Here is a 21,775-nt window from a genome sequence, read left to right as displayed (position 1 = left end):
CATCACGCAAGCAGAAAGAGGCTGGAGCATATCTTTTATGAGCATTAAAGGCAAATGCGCCATCGTTGGTCTGGGAATGACGGCAATGGGCAAAATCTACGGGCGCAGCGCCAGCGACTTCGCCGTCGAAGCCGTTGAGCTGGCCCTGCAGGACGCCGGCCTGACGAAGGCCGATGTTGACGGCCTCCTGATCAATGCCAATCTCTCGCGCGAGATGCATCATGGACTACAGACGGCGCTGGGTCTGGAGAATCTGCGCCTGCTCAACGTGATGAACGCCTATGGAGCCACCGCAGGCACGATGATCCAGTATGCGGCGATGGCCATCATCCACGGACTGGCCAATGTCGTGGTGCTGGTTTTTGCCGACGCCCCCCTCAAGCCGACACGGGGCGCCGGTGCCGCCTATGGGGCCGATCTGCTCTCGCTGAGGGGCATGGAGGGTCTGCAGGCCGCCTACGGCATCTTCGGTCCCATTCCGGGCTACGCCCTGGCTGCGCGGCGCCACATGCATCTCTTTGGCACGACCAGCGAGCAGCTTGGCGCCATCGCTATCGCTCAACGGCGTTGGGCCCAGATGAATCCAGCCGCTCAGATGCGGACCCCTTTGACGATGGAGGACTATCTAGCTTCGCGCTATGTCGTGGAGCCTTTGCGCCTCTACGACTGCTGCCTGGTCTCTAACGGCGGCATTGCCGTGGTGATCACCTCTGCCGAACGCGCTCGCCAGCTGCGCCAGCCCCCGGTTTATATTCTCGGTCTGGGCCAGGCCGCTCCGGGGGGAGATGAGCGGGCCGACCGCGAGCCTGGCATCTATACGGGGGCCAGGCAGTCGGGCGAGACGGCCCTGCACATGGCAGGCATCGAGCTGAATGATATCGATATCTGCGAAATCTACGATTGCTACACCTATACGGTGCTGGTGACGCTGGAGGACTACGGCTTCTGCGCTAAAGGCGAGGGCGGGGCCTTTGTGGCCGATGGCAAGCTGGGGCCTGGCGGCTCGCTGCCGACGAACACAGGTGGCGGCCAACTCTCGGCGTACTATATGTGGGGCTTCACGCCGCTCTCAGAGGCCATCATCCAGGCGCGAGGCCAGGCCGGTGAGCGCCAGGTACCTAAACACGATCTGATCCTGGTCAGCGGCAACGGTGGCATCTTGCAGTATCACTCGACGACCATCCTGGGCACGCAGCCCGGCTAAGCAAGCGGGAAAGGCTTGCAAGCCCGCCCGCCCACCTGGACGATGAGGTACAATTGAGGAGGGCACTCAGAGTGGCGAGCGCAGTGTCGTGCTCACTGGGACGCTTGCCCTCTTCTTTCCTTCTCTCAATGGGGGCCATCCGTCCGCCCGGTTAGTGTTGACCGCTCAGAGCACGCGGCAAAGATGGCGTTCGCTCCATGTCGTCAGTTGATGCCCTGCGCTGAACCAGCGCGGGGCCAGTGAGGACCTCAGCGAGGATCGCGAGAAAGTGGAGACCCAAAGATGGATCTGACCCGTGTCTACGACCCTGAATTGTTGCCTCCCCTGGAGATCTTTCTCTCTCAGCCGCAATTGAACTGGGAGAACCTGCCAGCTTCGCGCGCGTTGCTGCAGGAGGCAATGCAGCAGGTCAAGGCCAGCTTCCCCGATTCGCCCAATATTTTGAAAGAAGACCACCAGGTCCCAGGCCCAGAGGGGGCGCCCGCGGTACCCGTGCGCCTCTACCGTCCCAAGGGCGAGCCAGCTCCTCTGCCTGGCCTGCTCTGGATTCATGGCGGCGGCTACGTGATCGGGAGCATCGAGCAGGATGATTTGCTGGCCCAGCACCTGGCCGAGAGCGTCGGCTGCCTGGTGGCTTCGGTCGACTATCGCCTGGCCCCCGAGCATCCTTTTCCGGCAGGAGTAGAGGACTGCTATGCGGCCCTGAAATGGCTGGCCTCGCACGCCGATGAGCTGGGCGTGGATCGGACGCGCCTGGCCATCGCTGGCGCCAGCGCCGGCGGTGGCCTGACCGCAGCTCTGGCCTTGCTCACCCGTGATCGCGGCGAGGTGCCGCTGGTCTTCCAATTGCTGATTTACCCGATGCTCGATGATCGCGATGCAACGCGCTCGACGGAGCTGTTCGCTGAGGCCCCCATCTGGAACCGCGAGGATAACCGCCGCGGCTGGCGGGCCTACCTGGGCGAGGCAGCTGGTGGTCCCGAGGTTTCGCCCTACGCGGCGGCGGCCCGCGCCCAGGACCTGCGTGGTCTGCCTCCGGCGTTTATGGCCGTTGGCGCAGCCGAGATCTTCCTCGACGAGGATGTTGACTATGCGCTGCGCCTGGCCCACGCCGGCGTCCCCGTCGAGCTGCAGGTCTATCCACGCGCTTACCACGCCTGGGATGGCATCGCCCCCGCCTCGCGCCTGGCCCGGCAGTTTGCCGCTAACCGCGATCGGGTCTTGCGCGAGGCGCTGCATCCGCAGGGCCAGGCCAGCGCTCAGGAAGGCTGACCAGGCCAGGCACCGTGCTGCTCCTCCCATCTGAGTGGGACCAGCGCGGTGCCTCCTTCACAGCTCTTCAGCCGTTCAGATGGAGCTGGCAGGTGCCATCAGCGGCCACTTCAAGCGTATAGGCTTCCAGGGAAGGTTCGCCGGCAGCAAGCCACTGCTCGCGCAGCTGCAGAATATGCGACCAGAGGGGGTGCTGGCCATAGACCTCGATGTGCCAGTGGGCAGGTCGTGGCCCCTCGGCAGCGGGCACCAGGAGCAGGAGGCTCTCTTGCCAGTGCAGGCCCGTTCCGAGGCCTCGCCCGGGCACCGGGTAGAGGCGGCGCTCAACGCCTGGCAGGTGACGCTCGAGCCAGAGGGCGAAGGCCGACTCGTAGAGCAGCTCGTAGCTCTCCAGGTCGGTCTCTGCCTCCTCGCGGCGCGGCTGCTCGCGCCAGGAGGCCAGCTCTCTCACGCGGTGAGCCGTGGGCCGCGTCGGCTCTTCCCCACGCAACTGCATAAAGAAGGCCGGCGTCCGCAGCAGGTGCCCCTCCAGGCGATCGGGAGCAACCTTGACCAGGCGAAAGAGCGGCGTCGTCAGCGGGCGCAGCAGATCGCCCACGATGACCCCGTGCAGGGCCAGCTGCTCACGCCAGGCTGGCGGGATGCGCGGATAGCTACCTGTTGCGATGAGGCGATCATAGGGGGCAGCGGGGGCATACCCCTGCAGCCCATCGGCGGTCACCACCTGGACCTGCTCGCCGTAGCCGGCCAGCCGCAGGCGCTCGGCAGCCAGGGCCGTGATTTCCTCATCAATATCGAGCGTCACCACCTGGCCGCCGGGAGCCACAAGCTCGGCCAGCAGGGCAGCGTTGTAGCCGGTGCCGGTCCCAATCTCCAAGACGCGCATTCCCGGCTGTAGCGCCAGGGCTTCCAGCATGGCGGCCATAATCGATGGCATGCTGGAGGAGGAGATCGGGCGCCCCAGCTCGTCGACCTTGGTCACCAGGGCCTGATCACGGTAGACAAGAGACCGCGCCTCTCGCCACGTCCAAACGCCGGGCTGCTCTTGCCGACAGTAGAGCGGGACAAAGTGGGCCCGCGAGACCTTGAGGAGCGCGCGGCGCACGGCTGGCGCCAGAGGATAGCCGCGCGTCTCCTCAATGCTGCTCACTAGCTCTCGACGCTCCTCGTCTTCAGTCGTTGCCGCAATAAGATCATCCACCAGAAAACTCCTTCCATCCGTACCTGCTACGACGGGTCTGCTCATTGTAACTGCATCAGTGGCCCCTCGCAGGGAAGGGCAAGGCCCTCCTTGCCAGAGCTGAGCACCTGGGCAATGGTCGCCGCAAAAGGCAGGCCCGTCTCCACCTCCAGCCATTCCCACTGCCCACCCGGATTACACTCCAGAAAGATGTAGTCGCCCTCGGGGGTCACGATCAGATCGAGCGCCCCAAAGACCAGCCCCAGGCGCTGCACCAGGGCAACGCAGCGCCTGGCCACGGCCTCGGGCAGGCTGTAGGGCCGATAGCGCACCTGATAGCAGGCTGCCCTCCAGTCGAGCCGGGCCGCCTCCAGCTCTTGCGAGTCAATGCGGACAGCCAGAACCGCCTGTCCGATGATAGTGGCGCGCACCTCGTAGGCTTTCTCGATGAGTGGCTGGAAGAGATGGGCCGTCAGGCGCACCTGCTCCAGTTCGGCCAACCGCTCGCGCCCGACACGACTGGTAAAAATCAGATGATAGCGGTCGCCACCGCCGGGCAGAAAGTTGCCATGCAGGGTCTTGTAGATCATCTGCTCCTGGCAGACCTCGAAGAAGAAGCTGCGCACGGCGTCGGGATCGTTGGTAATGAGGGTTGCCGGTACACGCAGGCCGACCTCCTGGGCGAGCTTGAGCTGAAGGGGTTTGAAGCTGGCACGCCGCTGGGCGTCCAGGGAGTTGACCCACAGGCAGTCAAGGCTGCGTAGCACGCCTCCGAAGCCACGATAGGCTTCATTCTCAAGGAAGAGCTGGATCAGCTCGGGAAAGTCCTCACGCACCTGGTAGTGATGGGGACGGCGCACATAGATGCTACGAATGGCTTCCAGGTCATAGCGCTTGCCCTGGTAGCAAAAGGAGCCGCTCCAGCTGGCATCACGCAAGAGGGCGGTCAGGGTGACTGCCTGGGGGAAGGCCGCCGTATCGAGCACGAGAGTCGCGCAGCCGCAGCGCTGTAAGGCATGTTGAACGCGTCGGGCGCTGCTGTCGCCTGGGTAGCTAAGGATAAGGACGTATGGTTCCATCTAGTCGTCGTACTCCATGTCGAACTCCTCGTTGTGTAAGGGATTGGGCGACGAGGAGTCATGACCGGTCGTGTGGTAGAAGGTGATCGATGGCTCGGGCTTGCCCCCTTTGCCGCCGCCTTCTTCTTCTTCGCCCCCGCCGTCGCCGACGAGGGGAATGCGACGCTCCTGAGCAAAGAAGAAGGCAAAGGGGCCGTTGGCTGGCAGGGCCAGCGCCTCAGCGGGAAGGGGCAGCTGTCTGGAAGCTTCAAGTGGTCGTTTCAGCATCCTGGATTTGCCTGCCTTTCGTCTCGTTGCCGCTACGGCACGAGTACACGCATGCCTACGCAGTACCAGTACCAGTCAGCCGGTGCATTCTGACCAGCCAGCAGACCACCCCGTTCCGATGGGACGGGCAAGGATGGCCTGGCTCGCACCGTGATGTACCGGGCTGGTCAACTTACTATGTTTCCTGCATTCTATTGTAGCATAACGGCAGGGAGGTTCTTTCTCACTCAAAGCCTGATATAGAGCCACATTATGAAGCAAGCTCTGTTTCAGAGATCGGATAAGAAGTGTGCCAGAAATTCACACTGGACAGGCAGGGAGCCAGGGATGAGGCGTACACAGGATGACCTACTCGGGGGAGGCACATTGACAGCAGACAGGCAGAGAAGATCAGATTTCGGAAGGGGCTTTCACAAGAGGAGCGAGAGCCAGCTATGATCAAGGTCACAACCACGCGCCTGCGCTCCCTGCAAGCGATCTCTGAACAGCGCTTGCCCGCTCTCTCACGTAATGATTGCTTTGTCCTGGCTCAGGCCCAGGCACTGCGGGTCTTTTCTCTCTGCGGCAGCCTGCTCATCACTGACACTGCCGCAGAGAAAAGGGGTTCTCGGGAGCTGAGCCTGGCCTCCTTCCTGGATCTGGTGGCCCAGGAAGTCGATTCAATCTGGCAACAAGTCAGGGCGGACAGGCCAGAGACCGCCACCGCCCCCGCTCGCTTACCGGCAGCCCCCGCCATAGCCCCCACCCGCCTACGCCACCCCCACTCTCAACAGCCAGACGCTCAGCCGCAACCTCTTCCCTGGCCCCTCCAGGATTTTTTCGACAGTCTGGACGGTAAAGCGGGAAATTCCTGACTGCGAACTGATATCAAACGGGGTTCTCGTTCGTTCTATATATAGACCCGAAAGGAAGCGGGGGTGGCCGCGAGCAAGCAGATCCACCTCGACGAGCAGCTTGTAGCGCTACCCGTTTCCTGTGCAGCCTTCTCCCCATGAGGCTGCACCCGCCCTTTCAGGGATCTCCCGGTAGCAGAAGCTTCTGGGTAATAAGGGGGAGACGAGCTGGCACCCCGTCTTCCCCTTATTCTTTTGCCGGCCTCCACCCACCCGCTCACTCACTCTCACCCAATCGTACCCTCGCTGTTCTCTCGGTTTTACTACTCCAAAAGTATTCTTTCTCCAAAACAAAAGATCAAATGTGCAAGAAGTATCAGATGCCAGCTGTGCGCGATCTCTTCCCTTTGATGGCGCCGTACGCTATACTCTCTGCGGGACGATGAGCCGCAGCTTTCCTCGATCCCCTCTTTCGTCGAGAGACAAACCCAGCATCGCTGTACTGACTCCCAGCGAGCGAACAAGCAAACAAACTGAGATAGCGACACAACAAACAAATAGTCACTCGGTCGAGCAAAGGAGGCCATGATGCCATTTTGGGGTCTACTGCGTCGCAAGCGGCCCACGACGCCGGCCCGCGCTCTCCATGCCCCGACACTGGCCCAGCCGCCGGCGGAGCAGGAGAGTGCTGCTCGGTTCCAGCGCCGCTACCTGGAAGACGTCCCCTACCTGCTGCCTAAGGATGAGGCAGAGATCGATCGTCTCAACTTTCAGCACTATGCCCTGATGAGCGTTCAGAAGGTTCACATCGTCACACCGCTGGAAAAGTATCCCCAGGCAATCCTCGATGTCGGCTGCGGTACCGGCCTCTGGGCGCGCGAAGTCGGCAATCGCTTCCCCGCCTGCCGCGTTATCGGGGTTGATGTGGAGCCGCCGGAGCGACTGCCCACAACGCCCATCAATGTGCAGTTTCTCTACAGCGATGTGCTCAAGGGGCTGCCCTTTGACGACAACTCGTTCGATCTGGTGCATCAGCGCTTGCTGATCTCGGCTATCCCCGCCCGTTCGTGGTCAGCAGTGGTACGCGAGCTGGTGCGCGTGACCAGGCCAGGCGGCTGGCTACAGTTGACGGAGACCGGCGGCTACTACCACCGTCCAGGCCCGTTCTCGCTGCGAGTCAGCGGCCTCCTGGACCGCGCTTTCGAGCGCTGGGGCTTTGATCCCTATATCGCCGAGCATCTGCCGATGTACCTGCAACAGGCCGGGGCGGTTGAGGTGGAGAAGTATGTGTACAGCGTTGTCTTGGGCGAAGGGGGTGGCCAGGGCGGGCGCCTCCTGCAGAAGGATCTGCTGGCGCTGCTCCATGCTTTGAGCGAGCGCATGGCCTCTCTGATCGCCCGCGAGGAGTGGCAACGGATGCTGGAAGCCCTCCCGGCTGAGTGGGCTTCCCATCAGACCGCTTTCCAGTTCCATGTGACAGTCGGTCGCAAGCCGCCGGCTTCTTAACGGCTGCTGCTGCGCAACGCTCTGGCGCAGTCCGAGGGGAAAGAACTGGGGGCACACGCCTGGCCTGGTCTGGCTCCGCTTCACCCTCTTTCCCCTCCCACACGGCTTCATGCATCATGCACAAAACCCTCGTCCCCTTATGCGTTAAATTGGCCATAGCTTCCTCTACTCTTTGGCCCTATACTGATCTACAGAGGCCGCAACGGCGCGCTCTCTGTGCATTTTATATAAAGCAACGCGAAGCGCTTCCCCTCCGGTGGCTCGCGGTAACCAGGGACGGTGCGAGCTGGTGCGTCGCGCCGAGGCTCCTCTCATAGGCGAGGTCGCTGCTTCTCTCCGCTGCCGCTCTGACGGCGCGGCACCTGCGAGGCTGCGGGCCATGCGCTGCATCGCGCGCGCAGCGCTCTCCGGGCGCCCTGGTCGTTAGCCAGTTGGTCGGTTGGTTCAGATTACCCGGCCATCGCTCTGGTTTGTCGGTCGCGCGCCCGCTGTCGACCCGTTATGTCAGCTGCCAGCAGATGAGGAGGCTTCTGCGCATGCTTGAAGAAACGGAAGCAACACCAGTCGCCGCTACCGCTCTCTCTACCGCTGATCAACCGAAGCGTCGTTTCAATTTGTTAGTGAACAATCCAGTTCTGGAGGACTATTCGCTGCGCTATGCGCCGCGCTCCTTCCGTAAGTGGGGAACGCTGGCGGTGGCGAGCGCCGCCCTGGGAGGGATCGCTTATCTGGCCGACTTTGCCATCGGGGCCGACATTATTATCGCCCACGGCTTCAGTAACGCGGTGGCCGCTATTCTGCTGGCCGCTGTGGTGATTTTCTTAACGGGCATCCCGATCGCTTATTATTCGGCTCGCTATAACATCGATATGGATCTGCTGACGCGCGGGGCCGGTTTCGGCTATCTTGGCTCAACGCTGACGTCGCTGATCTATGCGAGCTTTACCTTTATCTTTTTCGCCCTGGAAGGCTCGATTATGGCCCAGGCCCTGCATCTCTATACGGGCCTGCCGCTGCCGTGGGCCTATCTGGTGTGCGCGCTGCTGATTATTCCGCTGGTGGTCTTCGGGATGACGCTGCTGGCGAAGTTGCAGACCTGGACGCAGCCGCTGTGGCTGGTGCTCTATGTGCTGCCCTTCCTGGCGATCCTGTGGAAGGACCCGGGGGCCTTCGCGGCCTGGACGCACTTCGGCGGTCTCTCTCCGACGGGCGCCAGCCTGGTGCCGCTGGAGGTGGGAGCTGGCGCCGGCGTGGCGCTGTCGCTGATTGCCCAGATCGGGGAACAGGCCGATTATCTGCGCTTTATGCCGGATAAGACGCGCGAGAATAGCGGTCGCTGGTGGCTGGCGGTGTTGAGCGCTGGCCCGGGCTGGGTGATCCTGGGGGCGCTGAAGCAGCTGGCCGGGGCCTTTCTGGCCTTCTATATCTTCGCCGAGGTGGGGGCCCAGCTGGCCGATCAGCCAATTCAGCAGCTGCTGAAGGGCTTCAGTGTGCTGATCCCCAATCCGTGGCTGGCCTTGACGGTGGCGACCTTCTTCGTGCTGCTCTCCCAGGTGAAGATCAATGTGACGAACGCTTATTCCGGCTCGCTGTCGTGGTCGAATTTCTTTTCGCGGATCTTGCACCGTCACCCGGGGCGCGTGGTCTGGCTCTTTCTCAATGTGAGCATCGCCCTCTTGCTGATGGAGCTGAATATGTTCGCCTTCTTGAATACGATCCTGGGCTTCTATTCGAATGTGGCCATCGCCTGGATCGGGGCCGTGGTGGCGGACCTGGTGATTAATAAGCCGCTGCTGAAGCTGAGTCCTCCCTATATCGAGTTTAAGCGCGCGCACCTGTATACGATTAATCCGGTGGGCTTCGGGTCGACGCTGGTGGCTTCGGTGCTGTCGGTGCTGGCTTTCTTCGGGCTGTTCGGGCCGGTGGCGCAGGCGTTCTCGCCCTTCCTGGCCCTGGTGATCGCTTTCGTGCTCTCGCCACTGCTGGCGGTGCTGACGCGCGGGAAGTACTATATCGCGCGCGAGAACGCCGCGGCCCATACGAGCACGAGCAGTCAAGGGGAGCTGCCGCTGCTGCAGTGCTCGGTCTGCGCCGATGCCTATGAGGCGCCCGATACAACGTTCTGTCCATTCCACGAGGGGACGATCTGTTCGCTGTGCTGCACTTTGGAGAAGGATTGTCACGATCTGTGTAAGGCGACGGCCTAGCTTCGCTATTCCGCGGGAGGGAAAGCAAAGGACTGGTATGACGGTCAGCCAGTCAGTCAGTCGGTCGCCTGGTCTGTCTCTCGGTCGTTGCGTTGGCTGCCAGGCCGACTGGACTGGCTGACCGCCTGCCAGTGGGTCGGTTTTTGGGGGACTGGCGTAGCATAGAAGAGAGGTGGGATGTGCTTGCTGTGAGGCCGCGTGGTGAACCGCGCTGAACTGACCTGCCCACTCCTCCCCAATGGCATGCTCCGACCGCATCCCGCCTCTCTATTTGTTGTTGATAGATGGGCCTGCTCTGCGTTGTGGCCCTGAGAGTAAGGAGACGAAAGGAGGTGCGTCAATGGCCGCTTTGCTGGGTGAGCCGCCGCTAGCGGGGCCACCCCGCGATGGGTTGCGTCTGGACCTGGAGCCGTTGCAGGTCTTGCAGTTGCTGCAGCTGTGCGATAGCGCGCTGCCTGTGGGGGGCAGCGCGCACTCGTTTGGTCTGGAGACGCTGGTGGCTGAGGAGCTGCTGACGGTGGAGACCTTAGAGGAGTTTTTGCAGGCTTATTTGACGGAGGCCGGCCTGCTGGAGGGGGTCTTTTTCGGGCGCGGGCACCGCCTGGCACAGGTGACCGAGCCGGGGGAGTTCCAGGTACGCTGGCGGGCGCTGAACGCGGAGCTGAGCGCGCTCAAGCTGGCTCGCGAGAGCCGCCAGGCGAGCATCATGATGGGGCGCCGCCTGCTGCACTTGGTGCAGGGCTGGTTTAGCGAGGAGCGTTTGACGCTGGCTCAGCAGATGGCGCTGCGCGAGGATGGCGTGAGTCATTATGCGCTGGCCGCTGGTCTGCTCTGCGGCTTGCTGGGAATCAATGAGCGTGTGGCCCTGGCCGCCTTTTTGCAGCAACAATTAGCCGCCCTGCTGGCGGCGTGTCAGCGCCTGTTGCCTCTGGGCCAGCGACGGGCGATGTCGCTGTTGTGGCAACTGAAGCCGACGCTGTTGGCAGTGACAGGGCAGGCACTGGGCTATTTGGAGCAGGGTGAGGAGCCGTGGCAATGGACGCCTCTGGTGGAGCTGGGCAGTCTGCGCCATCCGTATTTGGAGACGCGCCTCTTTATTAGCTAGGGGCACCATCCCGCCTGGCCCGCGCGGGCAGCCGGGTCGGGCATTGAACAAGGCGGCGGGTTGAGGAGAGAGGAGATGGTAGACACAGCAATGGTCAGGTCAGGAAGGAGCGAGGATTTGGATGCAGGCGCTGGGAAGTGAGCCGCGCGAGGAGGCCACTGAGGAGGAACCGGCAGCAGAATCTGATGAGCGAGAAGGCCAGGAGCAGCCTGACACGCCAGGATATCGCCAGGCTGTGGCTGGCTGGCTGCGGCTGGGGTTCGGCTACGAGCGGGCGACGGGCCGGTCGCGGCTTCTCGTTCAAGAGCAGCGACCGCCGCTGCAGGTGGTGCGCGCTTTCTCGACGGACGAGGGTGGGGCACTGGTACATGTGCACAATCTCTCGGGCGGTGTCCTGGGCGGCGATCGCTGCGAGCTGGCGATCGAGGTCGGGCCTGGGGCCCGGGCAATGCTCACGTCGACAGGGGCGACGCGCCTCTATCGTCCGCGCGCCGCTGATTGCCCGGCTCTGCAGCGCTGGCAGGTCCAGGTCGGCGCCGGGGCTTTATTGGAGCATCTGCCCGATGCCTTGATCCCTTTTGCTGGGGCGCGCTATCGCCAGGAGGTGACGATTGCGCTGGCGGAGGATGCCGGCCTGTTCTGGTGGGAAATTGTGGCGCCGGGTCGTGTGGCGCGCGGCGAGTGCTTTACTTATGAGTGGCTTGAGCTGCTGCTGACAATCACGAGCGCCGGGTGTCCGCTGGCGATCGAGCGTTTCCGCCTGGAGCCGACCGCCAGGCCGCCGCTCTCGCTGGCGCGTCTGGGACCGTACCGCTACTGTGCGAGCCTCTACGTGTGCCGCACAGGTCAGCCGCCGCAGCGCTGGGCCGACCTGGAAGCAGAGCTGGCGGCGCTGGCACAGGAGCTGAGTCGGCCCGGCTGCTGCGTTTGGGGTGTGAGCCGTCTGCCGGCTGATGGGCTGGTGGTGCGCGGGCTGGCCCAGGAGGGGCTGACGCTCGGTCACCAGCTGCCGGAGTTCTGGCGCCTGGCGCGGCTGCGCCTCTATGGGAGCGCGGTGCCGTTGCCGCGCAAGATCTACTGATGATGGCTGCGGGCTGCCCTGGAGGGCAGTCCGGGGTGATAGGCGATATGACGGGCATCTGCCTGAGCTGAGCAAGGCAAGGAGGAAGGAGGTTTGTCGCTCGATGTATTTGACGCTGCGCGAACAGGAGAAGCTCTTGATTGTGGTGGCGGCTGAGCTGGCACGCAAGCGGCGGGCGCGCGGTCTGAAGCTCAACTATCCCGAGGCGGTGGCCTTGCTGGCCGCCGAGATGATGGAGGCGGCGCGCGATGGGCGCAGCGTGGCCGAGATTATGACGCTGGGCACGACTGTGCTGACGCGCGACGATGTGATGGAGGGTGTGCCTGAGATGATCCAGGAGGTGCAGATCGAGGCCACCTTTCCCGATGGGACGAAGCTGGTGACGGTTCACGATCCAATCCGCTAGCGCTGGTTACCAGCCGGGAGGGAGAAAGGAGGTCTCGCAATGGGAGCTGCTGAAGACGGTGAGGTTCGGCCAGGGTCAGGACCGTCGGGGCTGGAGGGCCTGGCGCCCGGGGCCTATCTGTTGGCCGACGGGGAGGTCGTGCTCAATGCTGGTCGGCGCACGGCCCGACTGCGGGTGCGCAATAGCGGCGACCGTCCGGTACAGGTTGGAAGTCACTACCACTTTTTCGAGGTCAATCCGGCCCTGCAGTTCGAGCGCGCCGCCGCCTATGGGATGCGCCTCAATATTGCCGCCGGGACGGCGGTGCGCTTCGAGCCGGGCGAGGAGAAAGAGGTGACACTGGTAGCCTTCGGGGGCCGGCGGGCGATCTACGGGCATCGCGGCCAGGTCAATGGGCCCCTGGAAGCAAGGCCGCCGGCGCCGGCAGGGGAGGCCGCCGACGCCGAGGGGCAGCGGTCTGGCGAGGAGGGCAGGCTATGAGTTTATCGCTGCCACGTCGCACCTATGCTGATCTCTATGGGCCGACGGTCGGCGATCGCGTGCGTCTGGCCGATACGGCCTTGTTGATAGAGATTGAGCGCGATTATACGGTCTATGGCGATGAGGTGACTTTTGGTGGCGGGAAGGTGATCCGCGATGGAATGGGGCAGAGCAGCCAGGCGCTGCGCGAGGCGGGGCCAGGCCAGGCGAGGGCGCTGGATCTGGTGATCACGAATGCCATTGTGCTCGACCATTGGGGGATCGTGAAGGGCGATATTGGCATCAGGGATGGGCGCATTGTGAAGGTGGGCAAGGCGGGCAATCCCGATACGATGGAGGGGGTTGATCCCGAGCTGGTGATCGGGGCCAGTACGGAGGTGATCGCCGGCGAGCACCTGATCGTGACGCCGGGCGGCATCGATAGTCACATTCACTTCATCTCGCCGCAGCAGGTCTATGAGGCGCTGGCCAATGGGATCACGACGATGATCGGCGGGGGCACAGGCCCGGCGACGGGGACGAATGCGACGACCTGTACGCCGGGGGCCTGGTATCTGGCGCGCATGTTGCAGGCCGCTGAGCACTGGCCGCTGAATTTCGGCTTCCTGGGCAAGGGCAATGCCGCCGCGGAGGGGCCGCTGCTGGAGCAGATTCGGGCGGGGGCCTGCGGGCTGAAGTTGCATGAGGACTGGGGCAGTACGCCGGCGGCCATCGATGCCTGCTTGCGGGTGGCTGAGATCTGCGATGTGCAGGTGGCGATCCATACGGATACGATGAATGAGAGTGGCTTCGTGGAGGAGACGATCGCGGCCATTGCCGGGCGGACGATCCATACCTACCATACGGAAGGGGCTGGCGGCGGCCATGCGCCCGATATTATTCGCGTGGCGGGCCTGCCGCATGTGCTGCCGTCATCGACGAATCCGACGCGGCCTTATACGGTCAATACGCTGGCTGAGCATCTGGATATGTTGATGGTCTGCCATCATCTGAATCCCCAGGTGCCGGAGGATGTGGCCTTTGCCGAGAGCCGCATTCGTCCGGAGACGATCGCGGCGGAGGATATTCTGCACGATCTGGGAGTGATCAGTATGATGTCGAGCGATTCGCAGGCGATGGGGCGCATCGGCGAGGTGGTGCTGCGTACCTGGCAGACGGCCCACAAGATGAAGGTGCAGCGCGGGCCGCTGCCCGAGGACTCGGGACGCAACGATAATTTCCGGATCAAGCGCTATCTGGCGAAGTATACGATTAATCCGGCGGTTACGCACGGGGTGGCGCGAGAGATCGGGTCGATCGAGCCGGGGAAGCTGGCTGATCTGGTCTTGTGGAAGCCGGCCTTTTTCGGGGTGCGGCCCGAGATGGTGATTAAGGGTGGCTTCATTGCCTGGAGCGTGATGGGCGATCCCAATGCCTCGATTCCGACGCCGCAGCCGGCTCTGTATCGTCCGATGTTTGGCTCGTTTGGCTCGGCGGTGGCGGCGACGAGTCTGACCTTTGTTTCGCGGGCGGCCTTGGAGGACGGGGTGCCGCAGCGCCTGGGCCTGCGCAAGCGGGCGGTGGCCGTTGAGGGCTGCCGCGCCATTGGCAAGCGGGATATGGTGCACAATACGGCGACGCCGCGGATCGAGGTGGACCCTGAGACGTATGAGGTGCGCGCCGATGGGGAGCTGTTGACCTGCGAGCCGGCGCGTGTCTTGCCGCTGGCGCAGCGCTACTTTTTGTTCTGATGGTGATCTCTTATTGTGGGGGCTATGTGTCTGTCTGGTGTCTAGCCACGGAATGCAGCAAAGGAGGGAGCAGCGATGAGTCAGTCACTTGAGCCGATGAGGCGAGCTTTTCGGGTGGGCATTGCTGGACCGGTTGGTAGCGGTAAGACGGCGCTGGTGGATTGCCTGAGTCGGCGCCTGCGCGAGCGCTATAATCTGGCGGTGGTGACGAACGATATTTATACGCGCGAGGATGCGGAGTTTTTGCTGCGGCAGGGGGCGTTGCCGGCGGAGCGGGTGCGCGGTGTAGAGACGGGTTGCTGCCCGCATACGGCGATCCGTGATGATGTGTCGATGAACGAGGAGGCGATCGCCGATCTGGAGGCGAGCCTGCCGGGGTTGGAGCTGGTATTGATCGAGAGCGGTGGGGATAATCTGGCGGCGTCTTTCAGTCCCGATCTGGTGGATGTCTGGATCTATGTGATCGATGTGGCTGAGGGGGAGAAGATGCCGCGCAAGGGTGGGCCGGGGATTCTGCGTTCGGATCTGCTGCTGATCAATAAGATTGATCTGGCGCCGTATGTGGGGGCGTCGCTGGAGGTGATGGAGCGTGATACGCGGCGCCAGCGCGGTGAGCGTCCTTTTGTTTTTACGAACCTGCGCAGCGGCGAGGGGCTGGATGCGGTGGTCGGTTGGCTGGAGGAGCAGCTGGCGCGGGCGCGCGGGTCACAGCGCCATCTTCTTTCAGAACGGTAGTTCCCCTTCCTCTGTCAGCTCGGTTGGTCTGCTGGAACGGGAGCCAGAGCGAGGCCGCGGCGGGTGCCACGGTGGTCTTGCTCTGGCTCTTTCTTCCTCTGCCTGGTTCCTTTCAGTATCCTCGTTTCAGTATTCCTCAAGCGGATCGACTCCCCTGCCACCGCAGCCAGCGAAGCAGGGTCGGGGATACTTCTCTCTTATCTTATAACGAACGAGGCCCCATTTTTGGCATCTGAGAGCCTCGTTGTTTCCCTGAAGATAACTGGCGTCCAGTGATCGCCAACGATGTCGACGGCCCCGGCTCGCTGCCACTGCGCCTCGACGGCGAGTATCCCAACCTGGGCCACCTGGGCGCCAGCCGACGCGTGGCGCGCACCCTCTACCTGGGCACCGCGCCTACTGTCCACAGCCCCAACCGCGGCCTGACGGTCAGCGAAATCAAGCTTGGCTGCGTCATGCCCGGCGAAAATATCCCGGCCTTCAGCGACGCCCTGGGCCACCTCTCCAACCGCTCAACCCACCTCTGGTACGATGGCCAGCGCTACTGGTACGACACGCGCGTCAGTATCACGCGTCTGGCCCACGATCGCGCCCGCCAGGTGCAGGACTATGAGATCACCCAGGAGCTTGAGCAGCGCCTTGGAGCGCTCAACAGTCCCAAGCAGCGCGGCGCCTTCGCCCGTATCCACGTCTTCCCCACCAGCAGCGCCAATGTCCCCGACGAGAACAACGGCGTCGCCCTGGTCATCCTGGGACCAAATTGCACCCACGGCGCCAAAGATTCCCAGAGCAGAGCCTATCAAGAGGCTTACCGCCTGCTGCAGGAGCACGGCAACGGGCGCCGCCAGTATTGCAACACGCTGGTCTTCCTGGCCGCCGATCGCCACCGTATCGACGACCTCAAGGAGGGCATTCGCGAGTTCCTGGCCTGGAAAGGCATTTGCGACGATAGCGAGAGCCTCAACCTGGACCTCGCCCAGCTCAACCAGGCTCAGGGCAAGCAGCAGGAGGCCAATCGGACGGTTAACCTGCGCATTCCCGAAAGCTACTGCTGGCTGCTCACCCCCGAACAGAGCAACGCCCGCGATAGTGGCAGCATCCACCTGGATGAGCGTCAGCTGAAGATGACCGGGCAGGAGCCGAAGCAGATCGCCCAGACCGTGAGCGCCACCCTGCGCGACAGCGAGCAGCTTGTCGAGCGCTACGCCCCGACCTGGCTGCGCCGAGAACTGGACAGCATTCCGCTCTGGCGCGGCAACCACGTCAGCGTCAGGGAGCTGCTGGACTTCTACGGGCGCTATCTCTACCTGAAGCGCCTCAAGAGTCCCGAGGTCCTGCGGCAGGCCATCGCAGAGGGCGTGGCCCTGGTACAGTGGCGCGACGAGAGCTTTGCCTATGCCGATAGCTGGGATGAGAGCCGTGAGCGCTACCTGGGGCTGCGCGCCGGTCAGCCCATGAGCAAGGAGCAGGTGCAGCCTTCCGGCCTGCTGGTCAAGGCGGAGGTGGCCGCCGCCCAGCTAGAGGCCGAGGCGCGGGCCAGAGCCGAAGCCGAGCGCGCGCGCCTGGCCCAGACGGCGGCCAGTACGCTGAGCGCGCCCGCGACCGCTGGCGGTACGCCCTCGGTGGTTCAGGCCTCTCCCGCAGTCCGCGAGCAGAGCCTGCCCGGGAGCACGACCTACACCCCCACAACCGTCGGCGGCGCAGCGTCGCCGGCCCCCGAACCAGAAGCGCAACGCTTCCACGGGGCCGTCTCGCTTGATCCCCGGCATCTCTCCAGCGGCGCCAGCACCATCGCCACGGAGGTCATCCAGCATCTGCTGAGCCTGCCCGGAGCCAGAGTCGAGGTGACCCTGGAGATACAGGCGACCTTCCCCGACGGCTTCCCGTCCCACAAGCGCCAGATCGTCGAGGAGAACTGTCGCACGCTCAAATTCTCAGACTTCGGCTTCGAGAGCGAATAGTCTACCCAGCAGAACAGTCAGCCAACCAGTCACCTGGCTAGCTAGCCAGACTGGGACGCCAGCCCGCCTCAGCTCAACGTCACTCAATGAGACGAGGCAAGCCACCGAGACGGCGCGTCCTGGGGTCCTGGTCTGGCATGGCCTCCTCCTCGCGCGAGGTACGGGCATCGGGTGGGCCGTCTGTGGTCTGCAGCAGAGCGAAGGCCGGCGCCTCATCTTCAGCAGCTTCATCCGGTGAGGCTGCCAGAGCCAGAGCGGCCAGCTCGCGGCGGAAGGGCCAGAGGAGGATCTGCCAGGCCCGCGCCGGCGGCAGTCCTGCCAGATGGGTCCGCGCCGCCGCGATGGCCTGCCAGACCTCGCGTACATGCTCCATTGCCTCGGCCTGCTCCTCGCTCTGACCCAGGGTCGCGACCGCCTCCTCCAGATGCCGCCAGGTTGCCGGCGACTCGCCCTGTCTGGCGGAGGTGGGCGTCAGTGTCGGCCCCTGCTCCTGTATGCGCCGCACCAGCTCAAGGCCGGGCGTTGAGCGCTGGCGGATCTTCATGTTCGGTTTCCTCCTTTGTGCTTGATACCTCCTCTCCGGTTGAGCAATCTGCCTGGGCCTGCCGGCCCAGACGGCCTGGCTCGTTCTGGCACCAGGCGAGTAGATCGGGCGGGCACTGCTCCCAGGGGACATGCGCCAATGGGTCGCAGTGGCGGGAGAGGCAGAGACGCTGGCGCAGCAGGGAGAGGTGAACGGCGACGGTGTGAGGTGCGAGGCCCAGGTGAGCGGCAACGGCCTGGCGGGAGAGACCGCGGCGCAGCAAGAGGACGATCTGCCACTGGCGCATGGTTAGAGGTCGTCGCTGCTGGTCGTCGGCCCTGGGTCGGCAGATAAGAGCCATAAGGTGTCTTCCTCCTTCAGCGAGTGAATACAGGTAGTAATGAACATCATCTTGTCGGGATGATCAAGCAAGCTGTCTATGATGAAGGGAAGAACGAGGGTGGGGAAAGTGGCCAGGGAGCCGGGGGGAGAGGTGGAGCGGAAGGGGGGACCGACGAGGGAGGCAGGTGAGAAGGGGCGAGGGTGAGAAGGTGCTGGACGGTGGCGAGCAGGTCGGCGATGGTGAAGGGCTTGGGGAGGAAGGCGGAGGCGCCGGCCAGGCGGGCCTTAAGGCGGTCGAGGGTGCTGTGACGGCAGCTCAGCATCAGAATGGGCAGGCGAGACAACTGGGGATAGCGGGTCTGGTGGCGCAGGAGCCAGGTCAATTGCAAACCGGAGAGGTGGGGCAGGAGCCAGTCGAGCAGGAGCAGATCGGGCGGGGGTGCTCCGGGGCTGGCCAGCGTCGAGAGGGCGCTGAGGCCGTCGCTGCACGTTTGGACCTGGTAGCCGGCGCGGCTGAGGGCCACGCGCAGCACGGTCCGACAGACCGGCGAATCGTCAACTACGAGAATGGTGGGTCCTGGGCGCATGATGTCCACGCCTCCTTCCACTTATCGCTAAGCAAGCGTACTATATTTGATTGCATTTCTTTACAGTGCTACATCTAACATAGTGCAATCTAAGTGAGGAGTAAATCGGTGCCTGCCCAAAAAGGAAAATTCCTTTCCTTCTTACCTCATTGCATGATTGAAATTGTTGCCCGGAGTAGCTATACTGTGCTCAGGAGGTGCTTCTATCTGGAAGACAGGCGAGTTGTATGGAACAACCATACTACTGGTGGTATGTGTATGGGCGATTTAGTCCAGGGGAGAATAATCTGCCCTGTACGGGGGAAGTCATTGCCTATTATTTCGCGCTCAGCGGACTCTCGAAAGAGGAATTAGCACGCCGATTACAGTGCACAGAGAGATACGTCACCATGCTTAAGAGTCCGAAGAATAAGACAATGCCAGAGCTGCTTTCTCGCCGCATCCTGCTGGCCAAAGTGCTCCAGATCCCGCCCGTTCTGCTTGGCCTGTCTTCCGTCACGCTCGCCAGCGGCGATGGAACCCTCAAACTGGCCTCTTCTTCCGTGGGGATCGAGTCACTGGCCAGCGGTCAGATGATGCAGTCCTACGAAAGCCTGCTGGCTCTCTCCTGGGAACTCTACTACACCAGCAGCATCCAGAAGGCCGCCCAGAGCATTCAGCAGGCACTCGGACAGCTCAACAGCGACTTTGCCCACGCCAGCGGCCTCAAGCGGGATCAATACGATGCACTCCGCTGCCGCTTCTATCAGCTTGCATCGGTCGTGGCTCGTGACCGCCAGGACCGGGCCCAGGCTCTAGAGTGGGCTACCCAGGCTGTCGAGATTGCCAATCGGCTCAACCATCCTGAATTGCTGGCGGCAGCGTATCTACGGCGTGCTCGGGTCTACATAGGACTGCAACGCTACGAGTCTGCCTGGCAGGACGCTGCTGCCGCCTTACCGTATGCCGACCTCGCGCGTGACCCCCTCAAAGGCAAGTGCCTCCAGATGGCTGGGGAGGCTCTCAGCTATGTCGCCGGAGCAGATCGGGGCCGGCAACAGCAGAGCCTGCGCTACTTCGAGGAGGCTGCCCGCATTGCACGCAAAGGGAACCTGACCCCAGACGGCAGCTTCGTGAGAACAGATCTGACCAGCATCGCCATCGAGAAGGCCCAGGCCCTCACGCTGTTTGGTCGGCACGATGAGGCACTGGCAGCTCTCGGTGTGGCGCGCAAACATCTGCAACCAGGTATGACACGCTGGCAGTTGAATTTGCTGCTGGCAGAGGCTGATACTTACTCTGCTCAGGGGGACCTGGAAAGCTGCTGTTACGTTCTCACAGACGCCCTGCGCATCGCCCGCGCGCTCAACCTGCCTACCAAGGAGGAGCGTATCAAGCGCTTGTATCAGCAGTGTCAGGGAAAGGCGCCACTGCATGCTCTGCGCGATTTAGAGCAGTTACTCAGCCGCCCTGTTTGAGAGCACGCAGTCTTGACGGGCCCAACCAGGATCTTGCTGCCGTTGGGCTTTCTGAGGGGTATATGGGATGAGGGGGGAATCTATGTCACCCGCCGAAGAGAAGATTCATCACGTTCTTGAAGCCAATGCCTGGCGCCTCCGAACGGAAGGGCCGGATGTCGTTCGCTGGCTGACCGGCGGCAGCGAACCAGATGCCTATGTGCTTTTGGAACGCGAGCCTGCCGTAGACCGGCTGACGGCTCGCTGTGCTTCCTGTCGGCAGGTGCTGCAGTCGCTGACCCTGGTCGACGGGCATCTGGTTGCTGAAGAGCTATTAGCAGTGCGGCGGCGCTTTGCTGGCCATACCTGTGCCAGAGCAGACGCCTGATCAGGGCTAAACCCGTTCCCTCTGGGGCCTGGCTGAGCGGCTGCTCCTTTTGAGAGAGTGTTAGCGGGAGGCGCTGGCCATCGGGGTCCAGCCTCTGGCTGATGCGGAGGGGCCACGGTGCTGAGGAGCTCCCTCCGACAGGCTCTGGCCAGGGCAGCCAGCGTCTGCCTTTTTGTTTCTCTGCCGACTCACAGCAGGCCGCCCAGACGCTGAGGCCGTCGCTGCACGTTTGGACCTGGTAGCCGGCGCGGCTGAGGGCCACGCGCAGCACGGTCCGACAGACCGCGAATATGGCTTTCCTTGCCTCCTCATCTTGTGGCTCCTTGCTCCCAGGGTGGGGGTAAGCGCGGGTAGGACCTGGCCTGCGCGCTTTTTGTTTTTGGGAGAGATAGAGGGAGGAAAGGGAGCCTGGCCAAAAAATGGCCCATTTGAGAGGCCGATTCGAAACTCTCCGAGAGTACCACCCTAATGCGGTCAGAATCTGACCGCATTAGGTCAGAATCGCACATCTTCTGCTGCTTTTATGATGAGAAATCTGTTGTTGCTTTCTCGAAACTCGCCCCTTGCGGCTTGCAAAAAACGAGTTTCGAGAAAGGTCGTGATACGATAGATGTTGGTGGCTGGAGGAGGGAAATAACGAGGCTCTCAGATGCCAAAAATGGGGCCTCGTTCGTTATAAGATATGTGAGAAGTATCTCCGACCCTGCTTCGCTGGCTGCGGTGGCAGGGGGGTCGATCCGCTTGGGGATACTGAAAGTACCCTACTCCCACTTTTGAGATAGAGATATATATCATGTGGCAGGGGGGTCGATCCGCTTGGGGATACTGAAAGTGCAAAACGGCGACAGTCAAGTAAGAAGTTCTCTAGGTGGCAGGGGGGTCGATCCGCTTGGGGATACTGAAAGCATGTTCCAGGCTCCGGGGCCGTCTGATGCATTCACCGTGGCAGGGGGGTCGATCCGCTTGGGGATACTGAAAGCGCCAAGGGCCTTGATGCCCATCGCAGCGAACCCCAGTGGCAGGGGGGTCGATCCGCTTGGGGATACTGAAAGGACGGGACGGATCTGGCTGAGCCGGGGACATTCGGTGGCAGGGGGGTCGATCCGCTTGGGGATACTGAAAGGAAGCCGACCGCGACTACTACACAGCCAGGTGGCAGGGGGGTCGATCCGCTTGAGGATACTGAAAGGGATGGAGTGAGCGGGTTGTGTGGGCGGTTGGTGTTACAGGTGGCAGGGGGGTCGATCCGCTTGAGGATACTGAAAGGTTCTGCAGAGTCCCCGGCCTCCAATGGGAGCGGCTGTGGCAGGGGGGTCGATCCGCTTGAGGATACTGAAAGTGAAGCGAGAAGCACTGGCTGAGCCGATCCGTTTTGTGGCAGGGGGGTCGATCCGCTTGAGGATACTGAAAGGCTGTATATCTATCGCGCTACTGCGCAAAATGTCAGTGGCAG

At 62.8% G+C, this 21,775-nt stretch carries 20 protein-coding genes and 1 CRISPR repeat array (1 of these 21 running past the window's edge); of the genes, 14 read left to right on the top strand and 6 right to left on the bottom strand.

Annotated elements, in window-relative coordinates:
• Window positions 1–37 precede the first annotated feature (37 nt).
• Entirely contained in the window at window positions 38–1,204 is a 1,167-nt protein-coding gene (locus A4R35_RS20105) for a thiolase family protein (RefSeq protein ID WP_112432559.1), read from the top strand.
• A gap of 282 nt (window positions 1,205–1,486) precedes the next feature.
• Complete coding sequence (locus A4R35_RS20100) at window positions 1,487–2,476, top strand: alpha/beta hydrolase (protein WP_112432557.1); 990 nt, start codon at window positions 1,487–1,489, stop codon at window positions 2,474–2,476.
• A 67-nt stretch (window positions 2,477–2,543) separates the two neighbouring features.
• On the opposite strand, the gene A4R35_RS20095 is transcribed toward A4R35_RS20100, so the two are convergent.
• The 3 genes from A4R35_RS20095 to A4R35_RS20085 are packed head-to-tail and all read right to left on the bottom strand — an operon-like array spanning window position 2,544 to window position 5,002.
• Window positions 2,544–3,677, bottom strand: a complete 1,134-nt coding sequence (locus A4R35_RS20095; protein ID WP_189362092.1) for a methyltransferase domain-containing protein — start codon at window positions 3,675–3,677, stop codon at window positions 2,544–2,546.
• 41 nt (window positions 3,678–3,718) lie between these two features.
• Window positions 3,719–4,735: an MvdC/MvdD family ATP grasp protein gene (locus A4R35_RS23960; protein WP_146747279.1), complete on the bottom strand. Its 1,017-nt coding sequence runs from the start codon at window positions 4,733–4,735 to the stop codon at window positions 3,719–3,721.
• Window positions 4,736–5,002, bottom strand: a complete 267-nt coding sequence (locus A4R35_RS20085) for a hypothetical protein (RefSeq protein ID WP_112432551.1) — start codon at window positions 5,000–5,002, stop codon at window positions 4,736–4,738.
• Window positions 5,003–5,436: 434 nt separating this feature from the next.
• Between A4R35_RS20085 and A4R35_RS20080 the strand changes: the two genes are divergently transcribed.
• The 10 genes from A4R35_RS20080 to A4R35_RS20035 all read left to right on the top strand — a co-directional run bounded on the left by A4R35_RS20080 (window position 5,437) and on the right by A4R35_RS20035 (window position 17,046).
• Window positions 5,437–5,856 (top strand): hypothetical protein, encoded by a 420-nt coding sequence (locus A4R35_RS20080; protein ID WP_112432550.1) that lies wholly within the window; start codon window positions 5,437–5,439, stop codon window positions 5,854–5,856.
• A 564-nt stretch (window positions 5,857–6,420) separates the two neighbouring features.
• Entirely contained in the window at window positions 6,421–7,341 is a 921-nt protein-coding gene (locus A4R35_RS20075; protein WP_112432548.1) for a class I SAM-dependent methyltransferase, read from the top strand.
• Between the two features lie 536 nt (window positions 7,342–7,877).
• On the top strand, window positions 7,878–9,548 hold the full coding sequence (locus A4R35_RS20070) for a hypothetical protein (RefSeq protein ID WP_112432546.1): 1,671 nt from the start codon (window positions 7,878–7,880) through the stop codon (window positions 9,546–9,548).
• A gap of 340 nt (window positions 9,549–9,888) precedes the next feature.
• Window positions 9,889–10,653 carry an urease accessory protein UreF gene (locus tag A4R35_RS20065; RefSeq protein WP_189362091.1) on the top strand — a complete coding sequence of 255 codons (765 nt, stop codon included), beginning with the start codon at window positions 9,889–9,891 and terminating at the stop codon, window positions 10,651–10,653.
• A gap of 121 nt (window positions 10,654–10,774) precedes the next feature.
• Window positions 10,775–11,734 carry an urease accessory protein UreD gene (locus A4R35_RS20060; RefSeq protein ID WP_112432542.1) on the top strand — a complete coding sequence of 320 codons (960 nt, stop codon included), beginning with the start codon at window positions 10,775–10,777 and terminating at the stop codon, window positions 11,732–11,734.
• A 103-nt stretch (window positions 11,735–11,837) separates the two neighbouring features.
• Window positions 11,838–12,140: an urease subunit gamma gene (locus A4R35_RS20055; protein WP_112432540.1), complete on the top strand. Its 303-nt coding sequence runs from the start codon at window positions 11,838–11,840 to the stop codon at window positions 12,138–12,140.
• A gap of 99 nt (window positions 12,141–12,239) precedes the next feature.
• The gene (locus A4R35_RS20050; RefSeq protein WP_112434358.1) at window positions 12,240–12,620 is read left to right on the top strand and encodes an urease subunit beta; all 381 of its coding nucleotides are present in this window, start codon (window positions 12,240–12,242) and stop codon (window positions 12,618–12,620) included.
• Window positions 12,617–14,350, top strand: coding sequence for an urease subunit alpha (gene ureC / locus A4R35_RS20045; protein WP_112432538.1), 1,734 nt, complete (start codon window positions 12,617–12,619; stop codon window positions 14,348–14,350). The genes A4R35_RS20050 and ureC overlap by 4 nt, the downstream gene beginning before the upstream one ends.
• Window positions 14,351–14,425: 75 nt before the next feature.
• Window positions 14,426–15,085 carry an urease accessory protein UreG gene (ureG, locus tag A4R35_RS20040; RefSeq protein ID WP_112432536.1) on the top strand — a complete coding sequence of 220 codons (660 nt, stop codon included), beginning with the start codon at window positions 14,426–14,428 and terminating at the stop codon, window positions 15,083–15,085.
• Window positions 15,086–15,357: 272 nt separating this feature from the next.
• Window positions 15,358–17,046: a hypothetical protein gene (locus A4R35_RS20035; protein WP_112432534.1), complete on the top strand. Its 1,689-nt coding sequence runs from the start codon at window positions 15,358–15,360 to the stop codon at window positions 17,044–17,046.
• Window positions 17,047–17,125: 79 nt separating this feature from the next.
• Here A4R35_RS20035 and A4R35_RS20030 read toward each other — a convergent pair whose 3' ends face one another.
• From A4R35_RS20030 to A4R35_RS20020, 3 genes are all read right to left on the bottom strand, one after another.
• Window positions 17,126–17,590 carry a hypothetical protein gene (locus tag A4R35_RS20030; protein WP_112432532.1) on the bottom strand — a complete coding sequence of 155 codons (465 nt, stop codon included), beginning with the start codon at window positions 17,588–17,590 and terminating at the stop codon, window positions 17,126–17,128.
• Window positions 17,556–17,930 (bottom strand): LuxR C-terminal-related transcriptional regulator, encoded by a 375-nt coding sequence (locus A4R35_RS20025; RefSeq protein WP_112432530.1) that lies wholly within the window; start codon window positions 17,928–17,930, stop codon window positions 17,556–17,558. Before A4R35_RS20025 ends, A4R35_RS20030 begins: the two co-directional genes overlap by 35 nt.
• Window positions 17,931–18,006: 76 nt before the next feature.
• Complete coding sequence (locus tag A4R35_RS20020) at window positions 18,007–18,498, bottom strand: response regulator (protein ID WP_112432528.1); 492 nt, start codon at window positions 18,496–18,498, stop codon at window positions 18,007–18,009.
• Between the two features lie 227 nt (window positions 18,499–18,725).
• Here A4R35_RS20020 and A4R35_RS20015 point away from each other — a divergent pair, with 227 nt between their 5' ends.
• Window positions 18,726–19,955, top strand: coding sequence for a tetratricopeptide repeat protein (locus A4R35_RS20015; RefSeq protein WP_146747278.1), 1,230 nt, complete (start codon window positions 18,726–18,728; stop codon window positions 19,953–19,955).
• A gap of 82 nt (window positions 19,956–20,037) precedes the next feature.
• Window positions 20,038–20,322, top strand: coding sequence for a hypothetical protein (locus A4R35_RS20010; protein ID WP_112432524.1), 285 nt, complete (start codon window positions 20,038–20,040; stop codon window positions 20,320–20,322).
• 720 nt (window positions 20,323–21,042) lie between these two features.
• A CRISPR array of direct repeats spans window positions 21,043–21,775; the repeat unit is 37 nt; unit sequence GTGGCAGGGGGGTCGATCCGCTTGAGGATACTGAAAG (it continues 175 nt past the right edge of the window).

Source organism: Thermogemmatispora tikiterensis, from assembly GCF_003268475.1.
Classification (GTDB): Bacteria; Chloroflexota; Ktedonobacteria; order Ktedonobacterales; family Ktedonobacteraceae; genus Thermogemmatispora; species Thermogemmatispora tikiterensis.
This window is presented reverse-complemented; position numbering and strand designations above follow the sequence as displayed.